Below are 16931 nucleotides of genomic sequence, written 5' to 3' on the forward strand. Positions count from 1 at the left end.
CAGATCAGACGACCTGGAGCGCACTGCAATGATCCGAACTCGTCCCTGCCTGAACCTTGTGGGTTTACCCGCAGTCGCATTGTTGTCGCTGGCGGCGGCGATGCCGGCAGCCGCACAGACGCGCGACCGCGCGCCTGTCTCGCTCCATTCGTCGAGCAAGATGACCCAGGACGCGCCGCAGAGCGAATCCTGGACCTATGCGCAGCCGCGCGCCATCTTCGCGAAATACAGGACGCTGATCGTCGACCCCGCGGTCGTTTATCAGGGGCCGGACGCGCAATTCGAGGGCATCGATTATGCCGACCGCGCGAAGTTCGCGAGCATGCTGACAGATGAGCTGCGCACGGAGTTGGCGAAGAGCTTCCCGACGCCGGCTAAGCCGCAGGCCGACACCATACGGCTTCGCGTGACCATCCTCGGCGCGCAGAAAACGCGCGGCGGGATCGCCACGGCAACGCGCGTGACGCCGCTCGGCTTCGCGACCAGCGCGGTGAAAAGCGCCCTGGGCAAGAAGGGCACGCTCACAGGTTCGGTCCTGCTGGCGGTGGAGCTCTTCGACGCTAAGACCAACGAGCTTTTGCTCGCAGCGGTGCGCCGCCGGACTCCGGACCCGCTCGACGTGCCCGCCACCCTGTCCACCACAGACACTGTGAAATCGGTTTCCCGTGATTTCGCGAATCGCGCTCGCGAGCGGCTTCAGGAGCTGACGCAGGGAAACTAACCGCTCGGTTCTAACCCGCGGCCGTACGGTGGGGAGAATTACGCAAACCCCTCCCGTGGTTTCTACCTGTAATACATGTTATCTAAAGCAAAGCCGAATCAGTCTGCTGCCAGTTGGTTACCGTGGCTTCGAGCGGGACAGTTAAGATGCAGCGTGACCTGGAAACTCGGGGTTCCTCGTCGACATCCGACCGCGGCTTATTGTGCCAGCCGGTTGCAGCTGAGGTCGTGCAGCTGATTCCCGCGAGTGGCGAAACGATCGCTGAGCATTCCATTCAGCCGGACGACACCAGCCTCGACAACGTCTTGACCATCCATGAGTACGAACGGCAGCGCCTCGCGCAGGAATTGCATGACTCGGCGGGGCAGCTGGTCGTGGCCCTCGATCTTGGGCTCGCGCATCTCAGGCGCGTCGGGAAGGATGCCGACCACGACAACCTGATCGCGGAAATCCAGGATACGGTTCATCGGATCGACGAGGAGATCCGCTCCCTCGCCTTCCTGCGTTATCCCGTCGAGCTGTGCGACCGATCGCTTTATTCAGCCCTGCAGTCATTCGCTTTGGGCTTCGGGCGGCGCACGGGCATCCGGACGACGTTCCGATGGGTCGGCGATCGGTCGGCCGTCGATGAGACGCTCTCGCTTGCAGTTCTCCGTGTTGCTCAGGAAGCGCTCGCGAACGTCCATCGCCATTCCGGTGCAACGTCCGCAAAGGTGACGCTCAAACGTGACGCGGGGCGCCTGCAGATGGACATTGCGGACGACGGCGTAGGCTTCCCTCCCGGCGGCGCGGACGGAAAACCACGCGGCATCGGCCTCCAAGGCATGCGTCATCGCATCGAGACGGTTGGCGGAAGCTTCCGCACCGTGAACATGAAGCACGGCGCAAAGGTCGCGATGTCCGTGCCGCTGCCTATGGCTGTATGAGCTGGTTCCTCACGGCGTAGCGCACCAGGTCTGCGGTCGTCCTCAATTTCAGCTTCCGCATTGCGCTTGCGCGATGGGTTTCGACCGTCTTGATGCTGATGTTGAGGCGGTGCGCGATCTCCTTGTTGATGCGCCCTTCCGCGACTTGCTGGACGACCTCGCGCTCGCGGTGCGTCAAAATGCTCGACAGCGACGCGGGCTTGCTTTCCAGGAACTGGTGCAGCAGCGCGTCGGAGATTGCGCTCGAGAAGTAAGAGCGGCGAAGCGAGAGCGCGTCTAGTGCAGCGATGAGATGTTTCTCGGTATCGGATTTCAGCACGAAGCCGCGAACGCCCGCGCGAAGCAGGCCCATGACTATCTCTTCGCGGTCGTGCATCGTGTAGATCAGGATTTCGATGCGCGGGAATTCACGCTTCAGCGCGTGAGAGAGGTCGAATCCGTTAAGATCGGGAATCGAATAATCGAGGATCGCTATGTCCGGCCGGACTTCCCTCGCGAGCTCCAACGCCGCCCTTCCGTCCGCAGCTTCGCCCACCACCTGGTAGTAAGGCGTGGTCTCAAGAAGCTGCCGCACCCCGCGACGGATCGCGTCGTGATCGTCGACAATCATGATGCGCCGGATTGGGCTCGTCATGGCTCCCGAAGTCGGCTCACCAAAAGCGCGTTGCTCCATGGCTTGCCAAACCATCCTCCCTGTTTTGCGTCCGGTTGGCGCAATGCCGCCGGATCGATCTTATCCTCTCCATTCCTACGTACGCGATCACTCTAACCAATCGGGGTAAACCCACACGCCGTGGCGACCCGCGGTGCGGGGTTCCCAAATTTTACGGTAGCTTACACCAACGGCGCTCGCCCCCCTACCGAGATATGAACGTATCAGAAGCGTTACCCCCGGAGACCTAGGGGTTCACCCGATGAGAGCGCCGTCGGCGCGGTGTTAGTCGGTTTGGACAAATCCCGTCAGCCTTGGGGAGCGCCGCATGAAGTATCTCCGCCACACGGTAATTGTATTCGGCTTGTTCAGCGTTGCCGGCGCGCAAAGTGCGATCGCGCAGGCGCCGCCGGAATCCGGTATGTCGATGCCACGTTCGGGGCAGTCAGATCCAGTGGCGAACGAGGGCGTGATCGAGGACAATGCCGTCGACGCGCTCAAGGACATGGGCAATTTCCTGAGAGGCGCAACAACGCTTGAAGCGCATGGCGTCGGAAGCCTGGACGTCGTCACCAACAACGGGCAGCGAATCCAGCTCGATGGGACGACGGATTACAAGATCCGCAAGCCGAACGGTTTCGTCCTGGATTACAACAGCGACATCAAGAGCCGGCGCTTCATCTACGACGGCAAGACATTCACGGTCTACTCGCCCAAGCTCGGCTATTACGCGAGCGTTCCAGCGCCCGCGACGAACAGAGAGGTGCTGGAGACGATCTATAACAAGTTCGGCATCTCGCTTCCGCTCGAGGATCTCTTCCGCTGGGGATCCGACGGAGACGACGAGCGGATCAAGGCGCTGCAGTCCGGCTACAAGGTCGGCACAGCGACGATCGACGGGTTCGAGACGGACCATTATGCATTCCGCGAACCCGACGTCGATTGGGAGGTTTGGATTCAGCAGGGCGACCAGCCGCTTCCAAGGAAGCTGGTCATCGTCGATCGAAACGATCCTGCACGTCCGACCTTCATCACGCGGCTGTCATGGAAGGTGAACCCCACCTACTCCGACGCCGACTTCACGTTCGTGCCCGACGCGAACTCGAAGAAGATCCAGCTCGCAACCTATCAGGGACCGGGAGAGTAACATGCGCGGTCGTTTCTTCCGCATCGCGATGCTCAGCGCATTCGTGAGCCTTGCAGCCTATACAGTCCAGGAAGCCGAAGCCCGCGGAGGACGCGGAGGCGGAGGCGGTCGCGGCGGCGGCGGCTTCAGCCGTGGCGGATCCAGCAGCATGAGCCGGGGTGGAGGCGGAGGCTTCAGCCGAGGCGGCAGCAGCATGAGCCGAGGCGGAAGCAGCTTTGGCCGCGGCGGCGGCGGATCGGGCTTCAGCCGGGGTGGAAGCTACAGCCGCCCGTCAGGCGGATATAGCCGTCCGAGCAACCGCCCAGCAGGCGCCTATGGTGGTGGCGTTGGCGGTCGCGGAGGAGTTGGCGGTGTTGGCGGTGTCGGTGGCCGAGGCGGTGTCGGCGGAGCCGGCGGTGTCGGCGGGCGCGGTGGCGTCGGTAAGCCCGGAGGCGTCGGTGGCGTTGGCGGTGCAGGCCGGCCAGGCAAGCCCGGCGGTGTTGGCGGTGTCGGTGGCGTCGGCGGAGCCGGGGGTGTGGGCGGCGTCGGCGGTGTGGGCGGCGCAGGTGGCGTCGGCGGTGTCGGCGGCGCGGGACGGCCAGGTCAGCGCCCAAGCGGTGGCCGCAACCAGGTCGGGAGCGGGAACCGCGGCAACAACAACAACATCGGCAGCAACAACAATTTCAATCGCAACACCAACATCAACAACGACATCGACATCGATGGCGGCTGGGGCGATTGGGACGGCTGGGGCGATTATCCGATCGGAGCCGGCATCGCGATCGGCGCGACGGCGGCATGGGCTACAGCGGTCGCTTATGGCTCAGCTTATTACGCGCTGCCGCCGGCCTGCTCGCCGTATCCGTATCATACTTACACCTATTACAGCTGCGGCGGCGCTTATTATCAGCCGCAATATGAAGGCGACACGGTCGTTTACGTGTCGGTGCCCGACCCAGCTTCCGTGACGGTGCAACAGTAACGTCGCTCGTTATTGGGGGAGAGTTCTAACGTGAGCGATGCAGTCGCGGCGGCCCATGAAAATGTGGGCCGCCACTCGATAGTCCATGATCTCCTGCCGGCGGAGGCGACCCTGCCGTCTGACCGGCAGCGGCTGTTCGTCCTTTTCTTCGTCGGCGCGCTCGTCGATCTTCTCATTCTCGGGCTCTTCAACGAGTTTTCCGACAAGGTTTATGTCGACACGTTCACGACGGCCGCACTCGCCGCGTTCGTGCTGCAGATCCTGCTCAAGGCGACGATCGTTGCGGAGCACCGCATCCTCGCGAAATTCAAGGGCAAGACCGGCGCGGCTTGGACCGCCGCCAAATTCTTCTGCGCCTGGCTGATCCTGTTCGGATCGAAGTTCGTGATCCTAGAAGCGCTGACTTTCGTCTTCGGGAAGGACATTCATTTCGAAGGCCTGTGGCACGGGATCATCTGGCTGATCATCGTCGTCGTGACGATGGTGATCGTCGAGGAACTGATCGTGCGTCTGTATCGAAAGCTCGCGTGAGCGCGCCCGGGCGCCAATCGAAATGGCTACCCATACCAACAGGCGCATGATCCGCGACACGCGGTTCTGGCGCGCCTACGATACGTCTCGCTACACTGTTCTCTTCTATGCGCTGCTGCTGACTTTGCTCGTGATGCCGGCCGCATCCACCATCGGGCTCCCGGTGTTCCTGATCAAATTCCTGCTCGGATTGTGCCTGTTCGCGGCAGTGATGCCGAATGCAACCAAGGCGACGCGGCACGCTTTGTTCATTGGCGTTGCGCTGCTGGTCGCCGCGCGCTTCGCCGCCGACTACGGCTACCTGCCAGTAAATTCAGGGGTCCTGCTCGTGCTCGTGGGACTGACGGGGCTTGCCGCGGCCGGCGCCACGTTGCGCTTCGTCGTCAGCTCCAGAGCCGTGGACCGCGAGACCCTTTACGCGGCGCTGAGCACCTACCTGCTCGCCGGCATCTTCTTCGGCCAGATCTACTGGTCGCTGGAGGGTTTCTGGCCCGGAAGCCTGGTAGGACCGGATCCCACGACCGAGACAACGGCCGTCTATTACAGCTTCGTCACGCTCGCGACGCTCGGCTATGGCGACTTCCTGCCGCGCACGGACATTGCACGCGGCGTAGCAACCTTCGAAGTGATAGGCGGACAGCTTTACCTGGCAGTGATGGTGGCGCGCCTCATCGGCCTGTTCGTGCCTCAGAAAGGCGGACGGTAAGCCCTACTCAGCTGCCTGAAGCGTCCCCGATCCCTTGGCATTCGTCGCGGCGGGCGTCGCGGCCAGCCACTCACGGAACAGCACGTAGCCAACGGCGAGGAGCACCGCGCCGATGAACAGGCCGACGAGCCCGTAAGCGATCACGCCTCCAATCACGCCGAGCAGGATGACGGGCATCGGCACCTCGAGCCCGTGACCGATCATGAGCGGCTTGAGCACCGCGTCGCTCAGCCCCGCGATGATGAACCAGACGAGGAAGATGATAGCCACCGTGGTCGATTTGACCGCGAAGGCGTAGATGATCGCCGGCAGCGTCACGATAACGACTGGCACCTGCACGACGCCCAGCGCCATGGCGAGAAGCGACAGGATTCCCGCGCCCGGAATGCCGACCAGGAAGAAGCCGATTCCGCACAGGAGAGCCTGGACGAAGGCCACGCCAATGACGCCGTTCGCGACCGAACGCACGGTAGCGCCGATCACGTCCATATAATGATCGCCTTTTTCTCGGCTGCCGGTCACCCGAGCAAAGACCGAGCGGATAAACGCGCGCGCAGCATCCGAATAGGCCAGCGTGATCGCCGCGAAAATCACCGCCAGGAGAAGCGCAAGGACCGCGCCGATCATTCCGCCTGCGGCGCCGACAAGCCATTTGGTGAAATTCGCAAGTTGCGGGCCGAATTGCTTGGCGAAAGCCGGCATGTCGTTTGCCGCTTGCGCCCACGCCGCGTGCACTTTCGCGCCGACCAGCGGAACGTCGGCAAGCTTCGCGGGTGGCGGAGGTACGTGCTGCTCGCCAGATCGCAGACCTGCGACGAGCGCGGGTACAGAGCTCGCCGCGCTGATTGCCGCGATAGCAGTCGGCACCAGGATCAGTGCGGCAAGACCAATTCCGATGATGCTTGCGGAAAGCCGGTCGCTCATTCCGCGGGCCCTGAGTCTTTTGTGCACCGGGTAGAAGCAGACCGCGAGAATGATCGTCCACATCAGGAGGCCGACGAACGGCACCAGCAGCTGCACGCAAAGCGCAATTAGCAACGCCAGGATGAGCAGCGGAAGGATGATCTCGACAACTCCGCCGATCGTCGTTTTGCCTGTTGTCTTTTCCGCCATGGCCGCCACCCTAGGCCTCCCTCGCTCTCGAAGTATCGGGATTGTTCCCGACCGTCGTCTCCGTCCGTTCCGTCAGCGCCGGTCGCCGGCGAGCCCTCCACGGAGGAGAATGAGGCAAAGCGCCGCCGAGATGACCAGCGCGAAGAATGTCGCGACCTGCCCGACGCGCTGACCGCCTATGTCGATCGGGAAATAGAAAAGGAGCCGATAAAGGCACACCGCCGCGACGATCAGGAAAACGATTCCCGCAATTAGATTTGCTGCTTTCGACATGAGTCCTCCCTCATCCTTGCGCTACGGTTTGATCGGCGAAAGCGCCTTGAGCTCCGCCATCCCGCGCACGCTGATGTCTGCCCAATGCTGCACCTGGTCCCGGAAGTCGCCCCGATTGCTGACGCTGGTCCGCCACGCGGTCATGTTATCGCCGACGATGCGCTGATCGACGGCGCGGCCGAGAAGCGCTCCCGTCATCGAATCGCGCGCTTCGACAAATAGTGTCGCGCGCCCAGCTTCCTCGGAAAACGAATAGGAGCGGCCGGCTGTCGGGCGATCCGGCGCGTTGACCCAGATGTTCACGACGCCGGTCTTGACGCGCATGACATCCGGTCCCGGTGTGTCGACGACCGCGTAGCCGCCCTTGGTCCAGCTTTGCGCGAATATGTCGTTCGCGGCCTTGACCGCCTCCGTGATCGTCCGCTGCACTTCGCTGTCCGAAACGCGTGCGCCAAGTTGGCGCGTGGACCTGTTGTAGTCGCGCTGCCAGTTCTTCGCGAAAGCGACCTCCGTGGGCTCGACCAGTACCTTGCTGTAGGCGCGGAAGTCAGCGCCTGGCTGCAGGTAGACGAGATCCAGCCGCTTCGATTTTACCTGGGTAAGACCGTCCCAAGTGGTGGGTGCCTTGGCAACCGCGGATGCACCCGCGCCAAGTAGCGCGCTTGCTGCAACGATCGCGACAGGCGGGAGCCTCACAGAACCCTCCTCAATCACAAAGACGAGGAGGGCGTTTTCAGGTCAAAGCGGGACCAAGTCGATCAGCGTAAATCTGTAGGAGTGCTCCTCCGCGCGCGCTCGGAAGCGCGTCACTCGGATCGGGGTTTGCCCGCGATCAAATCGATTGGCGAAGAAGGCCCATCAGGCGCTTGCTGAGATCATGCCCGCGCTGCGCAGCGCATTTGGCTTCTGACAGCGCCAGGCGCACCTCACCATCGACATCGAGCGGTCTCGAGAGGTGACGGTCGAAGATTGCGATCAGCCCGCTGAAGTCGTCGCGAAGGCTTGCCGCCACCGATACCGGATCGTGGCGCTGTGGCTGCGCTTCGGCGGCGGAATTGCGATAATTATCCATCGCACCTCACTACGCTCACGATTGGCTGTAGAAACGAACCCTCGAGCGCTGCAGCTCCAATGGCCAGCCACGTAATTCCGAATCGCTAACTGGCGGCGCCTTAACGGCTGCCGAACGCCAAAGTTTCCACGATGCGCTATGACACAAACATACCGGCGAAGGCCCGCCTGGGGTTCTGGGGAGGTGAGGCGCGCCTTCAAGCCGGCGCATCCTTTTCCTCCTGCTACGGCCCCGCAACAAGCTGCTGAGAGTCCCTACGTACATTCCATAGTCAGGGGGATGACTTGCCCTGATCCCTACGCCCTCCTGCGATCATGAAAAGCCCTCGCATCCGAGCGGGTTTCTCCTGATGGATGGCCCTCCCGACGAATCCTAACCCGCTCTCGGTGCGCATCGCGCAGTTAGATCGAGGAGATGGGACATGACGACCCGGGGAATGCGCTTGCTGATTGTGGGGACCGCGGCCGCGGCGCTGTTCGCAACGCCGGTGCTGGCGCAGGCACAGCTCGACGGCATTATTGTCACCAACCAGAACGGGCAACTGACCGTGAAAACGCCGGCGGGCGACAAGACCATCGCCCTGCCCCCGTCTACCCGCGTGCGGTCCGTATCCGGACCATTGGGAGGTCAGAAGGAAGAAGTGCCAACGACCGCGCTGATCCCTGGCTTGCCTGTCCACATCGACCTCGACGCGTCAGGCGCCGCGAACGACATCGAGTATAAGGCGAAAGACTATAAGACGGCCGCGCAGATCCAGGCCGGCGTGCAGGAAACGGCGCGACGCGAGGCCGAGCTGAGGTCGGCCTATTCGCGCATGGGCGACTGGGACGTGCGCGAAGAGGAGAATATCTATTTCAAGACCGGCAGCGCGGTGGTTACCGCGGCTGATAAGACGAAGCTGCGCGAGCTCGCTTCCAAGGCGGCGTCGCATAAAGGTTATGTGATTTCGGTCCTCGGCTACGCCGATCCGCGAGGCAATGCGGCGGCGAATGAGAAGCTCAGCAATCGCCGCGCGCAGGCCGTGATCAACTATCTCAAGCAGAGCGGAAAGGTGCTGCCCGGACGAGTGCTGGGAGCGTCGGCGATGGGCGAGATGCACATTCCCGTCGACAAGCCGGACCCTGCAAGCTTGCAAGGGGCCCGCAAGGTCACGGTCCGCATACTGACCAGCGCCGCTCACCTGAAGCAATAAGCGACTGCTGAGCAATTGCAGGGGCGCGGCGTCGAGGGCGCCGCGCCCCTTCGCGCAACGGGCTCAGCTCTTCGTCGAAAATCGTTCCGGTGCGCGCGTCACATCGCCTAGGCGAGCGCGGGCAAGCAGCGGGGGGTAAGTATGAGCGACGAAGAACAGATCGGCGCGGTTGTCGACGAGATGTATGCAATGATTTCCGGTCCGGCCGGCCCGCGCGACTGGTCACGCCAGGCAAATTGCTTCCTGACCGACGCACATCAGATGCGCACCTGGGTTGACGAGAACGGTCGGCCGCAGCGTTTGGTCATGAGCCTCGACGAATATGCCGCGAACACATCGGACTTCTTCGAAAGGAACGCCTTTTACGAGGTCGAAACGGCGCGGCGCATCCACCAGTTCGGCAACATCGCGCACGTGTGGAGCGCCTATGAAGCGCGACGCTCGCCGGACGATTCAGACGTCGAAAGACGCGGCATCAATTCGATCCAGTTATTCCGCGATCCGGACCAGGGTTGGCGCATCATCCACATGATCTGGGACAATCAGCGCTAGCGCCGTCAATCGATCTCGCCGCACTCCAGGTTGGCGGGGACGGCGACGTCCATCATCTTCGGGTTGGGCAGGTTCAGCGCGGCCATGATCGACACGAACTCCGCGAGCGTCTTGCCCCCGCCCAGCCGGGGGTTGCGCGCCTTTTCCTGCCCGATGCTGCTGACCCGCCGCTGCTGATAATCGTGACCGGGGTAGACCAGAGTCTCCTCGGGGAGAGAGAACAGCTTTTCATGCACTGAGCGATAGAGCGTTGCTGCATCGCCGTTCTGGAAATCGGTGCGGCCGCAACCTTCGATGAGCAGCGCATCTCCCGTAAACAGGCGTGCGGCGCTCGGCGCCTCAAGCAGATAGCAATGATGATCCGCCGTATGACCGGGCGTGTGGAGCGGATGTAAGCTGAGCAGTCCGATCTGGATCGGTTCGCCCTCCCGCACCAAAAGGTCGGCATTGGCGGCGCCGCTCTGCTCCGGGACGGCAACCGTGGCTCCCGTCGCCGCCCGCAACCGGTCCGCACCAGTGACGTGGTCGGCATGTATGTGCGTTTCGATCGTATATTCCAGCGTCAGGCCGAGATCGCTCAGCAGATCGAGGTCGCGCTCGACCGTCTCGAGCACCGGATCGATCAAAGCCGCTGCTCCCGTTTCTTCGCAGCCGATCAAATAGGTGTAGGCGGACGACTTCGGCTCGAATAGCTGGCGAAAGATCACGGTGCGCCCCCTTGCCTGGGCTTCATCTTAGCCGATCGAAATGCCTGTGAACATTTGTGTTCTCGAAGCACCCGTCATCGGCGCCTTGGTCGCCGTGGCTGAGACTTGGCGCCAGCCTAGGCCGCCGACACGACCCGCCCGACGCATTCGCCAAAGCCGATGCGGACCGCGCCTTCGCTTTCGCACCATGCGCGCAGCACGATCTCGTCGCCGTCTTCAAGGAAGCTGCGCTCTTCCCCGGTGGGGAGTTGAATCGGCTGCTTACCGCCGCGGCTGATTTCGAGGAGCGATCCCAGGCCCTCATCATTGTCCGTGGAGAGCGTCCCGGTGCCGATGAGGTCGCCAGGCTGCAGGTTGCAGCCATTCGAGCTGTGGTGGGCGACGATCTGGGCCGCGCTCCAGTACATCGCGGTATCGGCCGAGCCGCGGGACAGGACGTGCGGCTGCATGCCGGCCGCACGCATGGCGTCGGTGACGAGGGTCACCTCAAGCTGGATGCAGAGCCCACCAGTTTCACGATCCGCCGGATCGTCGAGATAAGGGAGCGGCTGCGGATCCCCGGCGGGGCGGGAAGGCAGCCGATTACGGAACGGTCGTAATGCATCGGGGGTCACGATCCAGGGACTGACGCTGGTCAGGAAGCTTTTCGAGAGGAACGGGCCGAGCGGCTGATATTCCCATGCCTGCAGGTCGCGTGCGGACCAGTCGTTGAGCAGTGAATAGCCGGCGATATGCTCGCTCGCCTCACCGATCGGTATGGGTTGGCCCAGCTCGTTGCCGGATCCCACCCAGATCCCGAGTTCCAGCTCATAATCCAGCCGACGGCTTGGGCCATATTCCGGCAGGTCCGCATCGGGCGCTTTGCGCTGGCCGCTCGGGCGAATTACATCCTCGCCGGATGCGCGCACGGAACTGGCGCGCCCATGATAGCCGATCGGCACATATTTGTAGTTCGGCAGCAGCGGATTGTCGGGGCGGAATTGCTTGCCGACGTTGGTCGCGTGATGGATGCCGACATAGAAATCGGTGTAGTCGCCGATGAGGCAGGGCACGTGCATTCGTACCTCGCTTCGTCCGATCAGCTGGGCCTCCACGTCGTCGCGGTAGCGCGCATCGCTCAGCAATTCGGCAAGCCGCAACCGCAACTCCCGCTGCGCGCCTTGTCCTCGCGAGAGCCAGGCGTTGAGGACCGGCTGCGTGAGGTCCTCCCGCCATCCTTCGTCGAGCAGGTCGATGACCGCCGGGAGGTCAAGGATATAGTCGCCAATCGCGACGCCTGGCCGGCGCCTGCCCTTCGACTCTGAGAAAATGCCGAGCGGCAAATTCTGGATCGGAAAATCGGTCTCGCCGCCCGTGCTTTCCACCCAGCTGGTGAGTGATTGGTCGATCGAGCCGTCGCTCATGGCAGCTGCGCCTTCGGAAAGCCTGTCCAGGCAAGATCATAATCGGGCTGGGCTCGGTCGAGCGCCCATTGCGTCGGGCGATAAGGCCAGCAGGTCTCGACCATGAACGCCATCGTCCCTTCGATCTTGGCGGGCTTGAGATCCGCCTCGCTTGCCTTCCGCCAGCTTTCCACGTCCGGGCCGTGGCCGCTCATGAGGTTGTGCAAGCTGAGGCCGCCCGGCGCGAACCCTTCCGCCTTGGCGTCATAAGCCCCGTAGATCAGCCCCATGGCTTCGCTCATCACGTTTCGGTGGAACCAGGGCGGACGGAACGTATCCTCGGCGACCATCCAGCGCGGCGGGAAGATCACGAAATCCGCGTTGGCGCGCCCGTGCACATTGCTCGGCGACGTGAGGACCGTGAAGATCGACGGGTCGGGGTGGTCGAAGCTGACAGTCCCCATCGTGTTGAAGCTGGCAAGATCGTAGCGATACGGCGCATAGTTCCCGTGCCAGGCCACCACATCGAGCGGCGAATGATCGAGCGTGGTCGTCCAGAGGTGACCGAGCGACTTCTGGATCACTTCCGTCGGTTCCTCGCTGTCCTCGAACCAGGCCATCGGCGCCTGGAAGTCGCGCGGGTTGGCGAGGCCATTTGCCCCGATTGGACCGAGATCGGGAAGCCGGAACGGCAGCCCATAATTTTCCGCGACATAGCCGCGGGCTTCGCCGTCGATCAGCTGGACGCGGAACTTCACGCCGCGTGGCACGACACCGATGAATCCTGGAGGAAGCTCCAGACGTCCAAGCTCGGTCTGGAGTTCGATCCTCCCCTGTTGCGGGATGATCAATAGCTCCCCATCGGCGTCGACGAAGACCCGACGGTCCATACTCTTCGTCGCGCGGTAGAGGTGGACCGAGCAGCCCTCCAGATCCTCCGGCTGGCGAGCGTGGAGAGCGGTCGCGAGCCCGTCCACGAAGTCAGTCCCGCTCGACAGATCGGCGGGATCCCACCGCAACCGGTTGGGGGCCAGCGGTTCGGCGGATTGCGGAGCGGCGAATAAAGCTGCGCCTTCATAGGCGCTGAAAGGTCGATGGTCGGCGGTCGGTCGAAGCCGGTACAGCCAGCTGCGCCGGTTTTCATGGCGAGTGGCGGTGAATGCGCTTCCCGAGAGCTGTTCGGCATAAAGGCCGAACGCGGGCCGTTGGGGCGAATTGCGGCCCTTCGGAAGCGCGCCGGAAACAGCCTCCGATTCAAAATGACCGCCAAAGCCGCTCATATATTGAAAGGCATCAGCCATGAGCGTGCGTTAGTGCGTCAATAGCGCAAACTCAAACGGGCGCGGCCGTCAGACCGCGCCCGCGAGCGAGCGGGGACTCGCATCCCACCCGCGTGAAAAGAATGGACGTCAGTTCTGGTTGACGGTGACGTCGATCTTGTCTGGGACGTTGATGTTCGTGTCGCTCCCGCCGAGGCCGAGTTGGCCGCGGAACAAATAAAGGAGCACGAGCACTACTATGATCAGCAGGACGACGGCGAGCACGCCTCCGCCTCCGCCCCCGTTGCCAGTCTCGACAACGGTCGTGCGTTCTACTTCATCCCGATCGTTATCGGCCACGGAAACTCTCCCTGTTGCACGTTGTTGTTGCGAAACGAACGAACCGTGCGGTGCGCGGTTCCCATGAGGAGACTGCGATGAGAGTAGTGATTGCAATGCTGGCCGTAAGCTGCGCGGCCTGCGGACAGCAGTCGCAGCAGCCAGCCGCCGAGCCGGAATCTTCGACTCCCGTGGCGCCGACGCCATCGCCTGCAGCCCCTCCCGCACCGGGCACCCAGGGCGGCTTGCCGGACGACCGAAAGCCGCTGGAAGAGCCCCACGGCCCGATCGATCCAAAGAGCGCAGAGGCGGCTGGCCAGGTCGTGCAAAGTTACGGCGCGCTGATCGAGCAAAAGCGCTTCGCCGAGGCCGAAAAGCTGTGGGGCGACGCCGCACGCGCCCGCGGCGTGTCCGAAGAGCTACGCCGATATGCCGAAGTCCATCTCCAGATAGGCAAACCGGAAGAGCCCGAGGGCGCGGCAGGGTCGATCTACGTGAATGTTCCGACCGTGCTCTACGGCAAACGCAACGACGGGAGCGCGTTCAACCGGTCAGGGCAAATGACCCTTCGCAGAGTGAACGATGTCCCCGGCTCGACGGAAGCGCAGCGGCGCTGGCACATCGAATCGGCGGAGTGGCTGGAGAAGGATTAGAGGCCGTTGACGACTTCGACGAACTTCTTGGCGTCTTCGTCGGAAATGGTCGCCCCGGTAACGTCGGTCGGCTGCTCGGCAGCCGTGTTTCCACCGGAAGGCTCGGAGCCGGCAACGCTATAGGCAAACCAGAGCACGCCGGCCGCCCAGACGAGCGCCATCCAGCGGCTCTTGAAGACCGAGCTCGTGCGCATCGGAATCATGCGCGAGCATATCGGTCATCGGCCTTAAGATTCGGTATGCTCGTGAGTCACTTCGCGGTGCGGAAAGCGATCGCGGATGCGCGTATTGAAATAGATACCCTTCGCGAAAGCGCCGCGCATCGCGTCGGCCACCTCGCTCGGGACGTCAGAATAAACGTAGCGGCGACCGGTGACGAACTCGACCCAGAGCTCGCTGTTGTCGGGGCAATAGACGAAGCGGCGAATGACCGTTGAAGGCATGCGCGGCTTAACGTCCGACGCCCAAAGCTGCTCCAACAGCCTTAGGCGGCGTCCGGAGCCGCGACTGGCGGTCGACCGCGGCTAAGCGCGCCCAACATTCCCCCAATGGCGAGCAGCGCGCCCGCAATGGTCAGCGGCGTCCAGCGATAATCCTCCAGCCAGGTCGAAAAGCCCATGGCGATAAGCGGCACAATCACGCTCGAATATGCGGCCTTCGCCGGGCCGATCTTCCGTACCACGGGATAATATAGGCTGAAGGTGAGCACCGAGGCCGGAATGGCAAGATAGAGCAGTCCGAGCCAATAGCCGGGGCGGGAATCCAGGACGGGCGGGCCGGCGAGCGTGAAGGCGACTGCTGCGTCGAGCAATGTGCCGATAGCCATCGACCAGGCGAGTAATGCAAAAAGCGGATAGCCGCGGACTTCCGGGCGAGCTTGCACAACGTTCGAGATGGATGCTCCCAGCATTCCCGCGAGGGTCAAGCCGATCCCGGAGAGGATCTCCCCACCATCGGCCGCGTGCTGACGAAGCTCGTGGGCGAACAAAAGAATGACGCCAGCTACCGCCACGGTGGAGCTCGCGACGAACCGCTTCGACGGGCGCTGGCCGAGAAACGCCCAGGCGAGGAGGCTGCTAGGGATCAGGAGCAAGGCGAATACGGTTGCGACGACGCCCGAGGTGATGTGACGTTCAGCAAGGTACACGGCGTTGAAATTGATGCAGAATTGCGTGAAGCCGAGCGATGCGGCGATGAGCATTCCGTGACGGCTGAGGCGCAGGTCGTGACGCTTGACCGTTGCCAGAAGCATCATTGCCGCCGTCGCGATGATGAAGCGATAGGTCACCGACCATTGCGCGGGGACAACTCCGAGCTGGTCGCGGATGACGATCCAGGTCGAGCCCCAGATGGCGGTGAAAATAGCGAAGGGAAGGACGACCGTCCGGAAGTCGGGGCCGTGCCGCTCACTCACAGGGCACGGATCGCCGCGGCCAGCTGCTCGACCGCCTCGCCTGGCTGGTCCCAGCTTGTCACGAGACGGATTTCCCCCGGGCCCCAATCGTAGAAATCATATCCGGCGGCTCGGAGCGCGGCTGCTTCTAAGCCCGTGACCTTCAGGAAGATCTCGTTGGCCTCGACAGGGTACGACAAGCGCCCCGGCGCTGCCTCAGCAAGGATGCGCGCAGCAGCGTTCGAGGCGCGCGCATTTTCCAGCCAGAGCCCATCGTCGAGGAGCGCCAAAATCTGCGCTGCCATCATCCTGCCCTTCGACAGCAGATGCCCCGCGCGCTTGCGACGCACGGCGATCTCGTCGGCAAGCTCCGTGCGGAAGAGGATCAAGGCTTCGGCGTTGAGACCGCCATTCTTGATGAAGCCGAAGGAAAGAGCGTCCACGCCGGCACGCCAGGTGACATCGGCGGGACTTTCGCCCGTCGACGCGAGCGCATTGGCGAAGCGGGCGCCATCCATGTGGAAAGCCAATCCACGCTCTTTTGCAAGCCGCCCGAGCGCAGCCACTTCGGCAGCCGTGTAGACGAGGCCATATTCCGTTGCGTTGGTAATCGAAAGCGCCCCGGGCTGGACCTGGTGCACATCGGGCCGGATACGGTCGCAGGCGGCACCGACCTCGTCAGGTGCCAACTTGGCGCCTGCGCCGTCCAAGAGCATCAGCTTGGCGCCCCCAGTGAAGAATCCTGGAGCTCCGGCCTCGTCCACCTCGATATGCGCGTCGCTATGGCACAGGATGCTCCGATAGGGCGGGCACAAGGCCGCAAGGGCCAGGCAATTGGCGGCTGTCCCGGTCGTCACCCAAAATGCCCGGACTTCAGTCTCGAAAAGATCCGAGAAGGCACCATCCAAACGCGCGCTCCAGGCGTCGCCGTCATAGGCGGTGTCCATGCGGTTCGATTCTACGATCGCTTCGATCACCTTCGGGTGGGCGGCCGCCGCATTGTCGGAGAAGAAGCGCATGGCCGGCGCATTGGCGGCGGTAGAATCGGGCGTCAATGTGAAGAGTTGTTGCCCTTGCCGTCGGAATCGACCGGCATCTCGCGGGCCTGAGCCTTTCGGCGGCGCAGGTTCTCGCGAAGCGCCGCTGCCAGGCGTTCCTCGCGCGCCTTGTCTTTTCCCGTCATGCCAGCCACATGCGCCGGGCTGTCGGCCGCTGCAACCGGGTTGACAGCGCAAGGGCCGCGCCGTCATAGGCGCGCCACTTCCGGAAAAAGTGCTGCCGTAGCTCAGTGGTAGAGCGCATCCTTGGTAAGGCTGAGGTCGTGAGTTCAATCCTCACCGGCAGCACCACTC

At 63.0% G+C, this 16931-nt stretch carries 23 protein-coding genes and 1 tRNA gene; 10 read left to right on the forward strand and 14 right to left on the reverse strand.

All coding sequences use genetic code 11. The annotated features are described in order from the left end of the window. Positions 1-100: 100 nt before the first annotated feature. Together LZ538_RS08105 and LZ538_RS08110 are read left to right on the forward strand one after the other, a co-directional pair. Positions 101-721, forward strand: coding sequence for a DUF3313 domain-containing protein (locus tag LZ538_RS08105; RefSeq protein ID WP_249831477.1), 621 nt, complete (start codon positions 101-103; stop codon positions 719-721). Between the two features lie 227 nt (positions 722-948). After that, the gene (locus tag LZ538_RS08110; RefSeq protein WP_249831478.1) at positions 949-1647 is read left to right on the forward strand and encodes a sensor histidine kinase; all 699 of its coding nucleotides are present in this window, start codon (positions 949-951) and stop codon (positions 1645-1647) included. On the opposite strand, the gene LZ538_RS08115 is transcribed toward LZ538_RS08110, so the two are convergent. Beyond that, positions 1634-2281, reverse strand: a complete 648-nt coding sequence (locus tag LZ538_RS08115) for a response regulator (RefSeq protein ID WP_249831479.1) — start codon at positions 2279-2281, stop codon at positions 1634-1636. The two genes, LZ538_RS08110 and LZ538_RS08115, sit on opposite strands and share 14 nt — an antisense overlap. Positions 2282-2627: 346 nt before the next feature. On the opposite strand from LZ538_RS08115, the gene LZ538_RS08120 reads away from it, so the two are divergent. From LZ538_RS08120 to LZ538_RS08135, 4 genes are read left to right on the forward strand one after another with little or no spacing between them, the layout of a single operon-like run. After that, a complete protein-coding gene (locus LZ538_RS08120) occupies positions 2628-3446 on the forward strand; it encodes a DUF2092 domain-containing protein (RefSeq protein ID WP_249831480.1) in 819 nt (272 codons plus the stop codon). Between the two features lies 1 nt (position 3447). Further along, positions 3448-4407, forward strand: a complete 960-nt coding sequence (locus LZ538_RS08125; protein ID WP_249831481.1) for a hypothetical protein — start codon at positions 3448-3450, stop codon at positions 4405-4407. A 30-nt stretch (positions 4408-4437) separates the two neighbouring features. Beyond that, positions 4438-4938 (forward strand): hypothetical protein, encoded by a 501-nt coding sequence (locus LZ538_RS08130; RefSeq protein WP_249831482.1) that lies wholly within the window; start codon positions 4438-4440, stop codon positions 4936-4938. Between the two features lie 22 nt (positions 4939-4960). Next, positions 4961-5644: a potassium channel family protein gene (locus LZ538_RS08135; RefSeq protein ID WP_249831483.1), complete on the forward strand. Its 684-nt coding sequence runs from the start codon at positions 4961-4963 to the stop codon at positions 5642-5644. A 3-nt stretch (positions 5645-5647) separates the two neighbouring features. On the opposite strand, the gene LZ538_RS08140 is transcribed toward LZ538_RS08135, so the two are convergent. The 4 genes from LZ538_RS08140 to LZ538_RS08155 all read right to left on the reverse strand — a co-directional run bounded on the left by LZ538_RS08140 (position 5648) and on the right by LZ538_RS08155 (position 8102). After that, complete coding sequence (locus LZ538_RS08140; RefSeq protein ID WP_249831484.1) at positions 5648-6757, reverse strand: AI-2E family transporter; 1110 nt, start codon at positions 6755-6757, stop codon at positions 5648-5650. 72 nt (positions 6758-6829) lie between these two features. Beyond that, the gene (locus LZ538_RS08145; protein WP_249831485.1) at positions 6830-7030 is read right to left on the reverse strand and encodes a hypothetical protein; all 201 of its coding nucleotides are present in this window, start codon (positions 7028-7030) and stop codon (positions 6830-6832) included. A 21-nt stretch (positions 7031-7051) separates the two neighbouring features. Beyond that, the gene (locus LZ538_RS08150) at positions 7052-7726 is read right to left on the reverse strand and encodes a DUF3313 family protein (protein ID WP_249831486.1); all 675 of its coding nucleotides are present in this window, start codon (positions 7724-7726) and stop codon (positions 7052-7054) included. A gap of 136 nt (positions 7727-7862) precedes the next feature. Beyond that, entirely contained in the window at positions 7863-8102 is a 240-nt protein-coding gene (locus tag LZ538_RS08155; protein WP_249831487.1) for a hypothetical protein, read from the reverse strand. A gap of 421 nt (positions 8103-8523) precedes the next feature. Here LZ538_RS08155 and LZ538_RS08160 point away from each other — a divergent pair, with 421 nt between their 5' ends. Next, complete coding sequence (locus LZ538_RS08160) at positions 8524-9294, forward strand: OmpA family protein (protein ID WP_249831488.1); 771 nt, start codon at positions 8524-8526, stop codon at positions 9292-9294. 141 nt (positions 9295-9435) lie between these two features. After that, positions 9436-9846 (forward strand): Cif family virulence factor, encoded by a 411-nt coding sequence (locus tag LZ538_RS08165; RefSeq protein ID WP_249831489.1) that lies wholly within the window; start codon positions 9436-9438, stop codon positions 9844-9846. Between the two features lie 5 nt (positions 9847-9851). Here LZ538_RS08165 and LZ538_RS08170 read toward each other — a convergent pair whose 3' ends face one another. From LZ538_RS08170 to LZ538_RS08185, 4 genes are all read right to left on the reverse strand, one after another. After that, positions 9852-10553 (reverse strand): MBL fold metallo-hydrolase, encoded by a 702-nt coding sequence (locus LZ538_RS08170; protein ID WP_249831490.1) that lies wholly within the window; start codon positions 10551-10553, stop codon positions 9852-9854. 116 nt (positions 10554-10669) lie between these two features. After that, complete coding sequence (gene fahA / locus LZ538_RS08175) at positions 10670-11956, reverse strand: fumarylacetoacetase (RefSeq protein ID WP_249831491.1); 1287 nt, start codon at positions 11954-11956, stop codon at positions 10670-10672. Next, a complete protein-coding gene (gene hmgA, locus LZ538_RS08180; protein WP_249831492.1) occupies positions 11953-13236 on the reverse strand; it encodes a homogentisate 1,2-dioxygenase in 1284 nt (427 codons plus the stop codon). The genes fahA and hmgA overlap by 4 nt, the downstream gene beginning before the upstream one ends. 108 nt (positions 13237-13344) lie before the next feature. After that, entirely contained in the window at positions 13345-13554 is a 210-nt protein-coding gene (locus LZ538_RS08185) for a hypothetical protein (RefSeq protein ID WP_249831493.1), read from the reverse strand. Positions 13555-13631: 77 nt separating this feature from the next. On the opposite strand from LZ538_RS08185, the gene LZ538_RS08190 reads away from it, so the two are divergent. Then, positions 13632-14186 carry a hypothetical protein gene (locus LZ538_RS08190; RefSeq protein WP_249831494.1) on the forward strand — a complete coding sequence of 185 codons (555 nt, stop codon included), beginning with the start codon at positions 13632-13634 and terminating at the stop codon, positions 14184-14186. Here LZ538_RS08190 and LZ538_RS08195 read toward each other — a convergent pair. From LZ538_RS08195 to LZ538_RS13275, 5 genes are read right to left on the reverse strand one after another with little or no spacing between them, the layout of a single operon-like run. After that, positions 14183-14389: a hypothetical protein gene (locus LZ538_RS08195; RefSeq protein WP_249831495.1), complete on the reverse strand. Its 207-nt coding sequence runs from the start codon at positions 14387-14389 to the stop codon at positions 14183-14185. The genes LZ538_RS08190 and LZ538_RS08195 overlap by 4 nt on opposite strands. Before the next feature lie 24 nt (positions 14390-14413). Next, entirely contained in the window at positions 14414-14629 is a 216-nt protein-coding gene (locus LZ538_RS08200; protein WP_249831496.1) for a KTSC domain-containing protein, read from the reverse strand. Between the two features lie 41 nt (positions 14630-14670). Next, positions 14671-15600 (reverse strand): DMT family transporter, encoded by a 930-nt coding sequence (locus tag LZ538_RS08205; RefSeq protein ID WP_249831497.1) that lies wholly within the window; start codon positions 15598-15600, stop codon positions 14671-14673. After that, positions 15597-16598 (reverse strand): threonine aldolase family protein, encoded by a 1002-nt coding sequence (locus LZ538_RS08210; protein ID WP_249831498.1) that lies wholly within the window; start codon positions 16596-16598, stop codon positions 15597-15599. Before LZ538_RS08210 ends, LZ538_RS08205 begins: the two co-directional genes overlap by 4 nt. A 32-nt stretch (positions 16599-16630) precedes the next feature. After that, entirely contained in the window at positions 16631-16762 is a 132-nt protein-coding gene (locus LZ538_RS13275; protein ID WP_283937666.1) for a hypothetical protein, read from the reverse strand. Between the two features lie 91 nt (positions 16763-16853). Here LZ538_RS13275 and LZ538_RS08215 point away from each other — a divergent pair. Next, positions 16854-16928 (forward strand) — tRNA-Thr (locus LZ538_RS08215). The last annotated feature ends 3 nt before the right edge of the window (positions 16929-16931 follow it).

The sequence above is a fragment of the Sphingomonas hankyongi genome (assembly GCF_023516575.1).
Lineage (GTDB): Bacteria > Pseudomonadota > Alphaproteobacteria > Sphingomonadales > Sphingomonadaceae > Sphingomicrobium > Sphingomicrobium hankyongi.

What these genes read in the sequence shown, in the direction of transcription:
- LZ538_RS08165 (WP_249831489.1), top strand. Translation starts at nt 9,436, where the DNA reads ATGAGCGACGAAGAACAGATCGGCGCGGTTGTCGACGAGATGTATGCA.
- LZ538_RS08190 (WP_249831494.1), top strand. Translation starts at nt 13,632, where the DNA reads ATGAGAGTAGTGATTGCAATGCTGGCCGTAAGCTGCGCGGCCTGCGGA.
- fahA (WP_249831491.1), bottom strand. Translation starts at nt 11,956, where the DNA reads ATGAGCGACGGCTCGATCGACCAATCACTCACCAGCTGGGTGGAAAGC.
- LZ538_RS08125 (WP_249831481.1), top strand. Translation starts at nt 3,448, where the DNA reads ATGCGCGGTCGTTTCTTCCGCATCGCGATGCTCAGCGCATTCGTGAGC.
- LZ538_RS13275 (WP_283937666.1), bottom strand. Translation starts at nt 16,762, where the DNA reads ATGACGGGAAAAGACAAGGCGCGCGAGGAACGCCTGGCAGCGGCGCTT.
- LZ538_RS08145 (WP_249831485.1), bottom strand. Translation starts at nt 7,030, where the DNA reads ATGTCGAAAGCAGCAAATCTAATTGCGGGAATCGTTTTCCTGATCGTC.
- LZ538_RS08155 (WP_249831487.1), bottom strand. Translation starts at nt 8,102, where the DNA reads ATGGATAATTATCGCAATTCCGCCGCCGAAGCGCAGCCACAGCGCCAC.
- LZ538_RS08120 (WP_249831480.1), top strand. Translation starts at nt 2,628, where the DNA reads ATGAAGTATCTCCGCCACACGGTAATTGTATTCGGCTTGTTCAGCGTT.
- LZ538_RS08200 (WP_249831496.1), bottom strand. Translation starts at nt 14,629, where the DNA reads ATGCCTTCAACGGTCATTCGCCGCTTCGTCTATTGCCCCGACAACAGC.
- LZ538_RS08135 (WP_249831483.1), top strand. Translation starts at nt 4,961, where the DNA reads ATGGCTACCCATACCAACAGGCGCATGATCCGCGACACGCGGTTCTGG.
- LZ538_RS08160 (WP_249831488.1), top strand. Translation starts at nt 8,524, where the DNA reads ATGACGACCCGGGGAATGCGCTTGCTGATTGTGGGGACCGCGGCCGCG.
- LZ538_RS08140 (WP_249831484.1), bottom strand. Translation starts at nt 6,757, where the DNA reads ATGGCGGAAAAGACAACAGGCAAAACGACGATCGGCGGAGTTGTCGAG.
- LZ538_RS08105 (WP_249831477.1), top strand. Translation starts at nt 101, where the DNA reads ATGCCGGCAGCCGCACAGACGCGCGACCGCGCGCCTGTCTCGCTCCAT.
- hmgA (WP_249831492.1), bottom strand. Translation starts at nt 13,236, where the DNA reads ATGGCTGATGCCTTTCAATATATGAGCGGCTTTGGCGGTCATTTTGAA.
- LZ538_RS08195 (WP_249831495.1), bottom strand. Translation starts at nt 14,389, where the DNA reads ATGATTCCGATGCGCACGAGCTCGGTCTTCAAGAGCCGCTGGATGGCG.
- LZ538_RS08210 (WP_249831498.1), bottom strand. Translation starts at nt 16,598, where the DNA reads ATGCGCTTCTTCTCCGACAATGCGGCGGCCGCCCACCCGAAGGTGATC.
- LZ538_RS08115 (WP_249831479.1), bottom strand. Translation starts at nt 2,281, where the DNA reads ATGACGAGCCCAATCCGGCGCATCATGATTGTCGACGATCACGACGCG.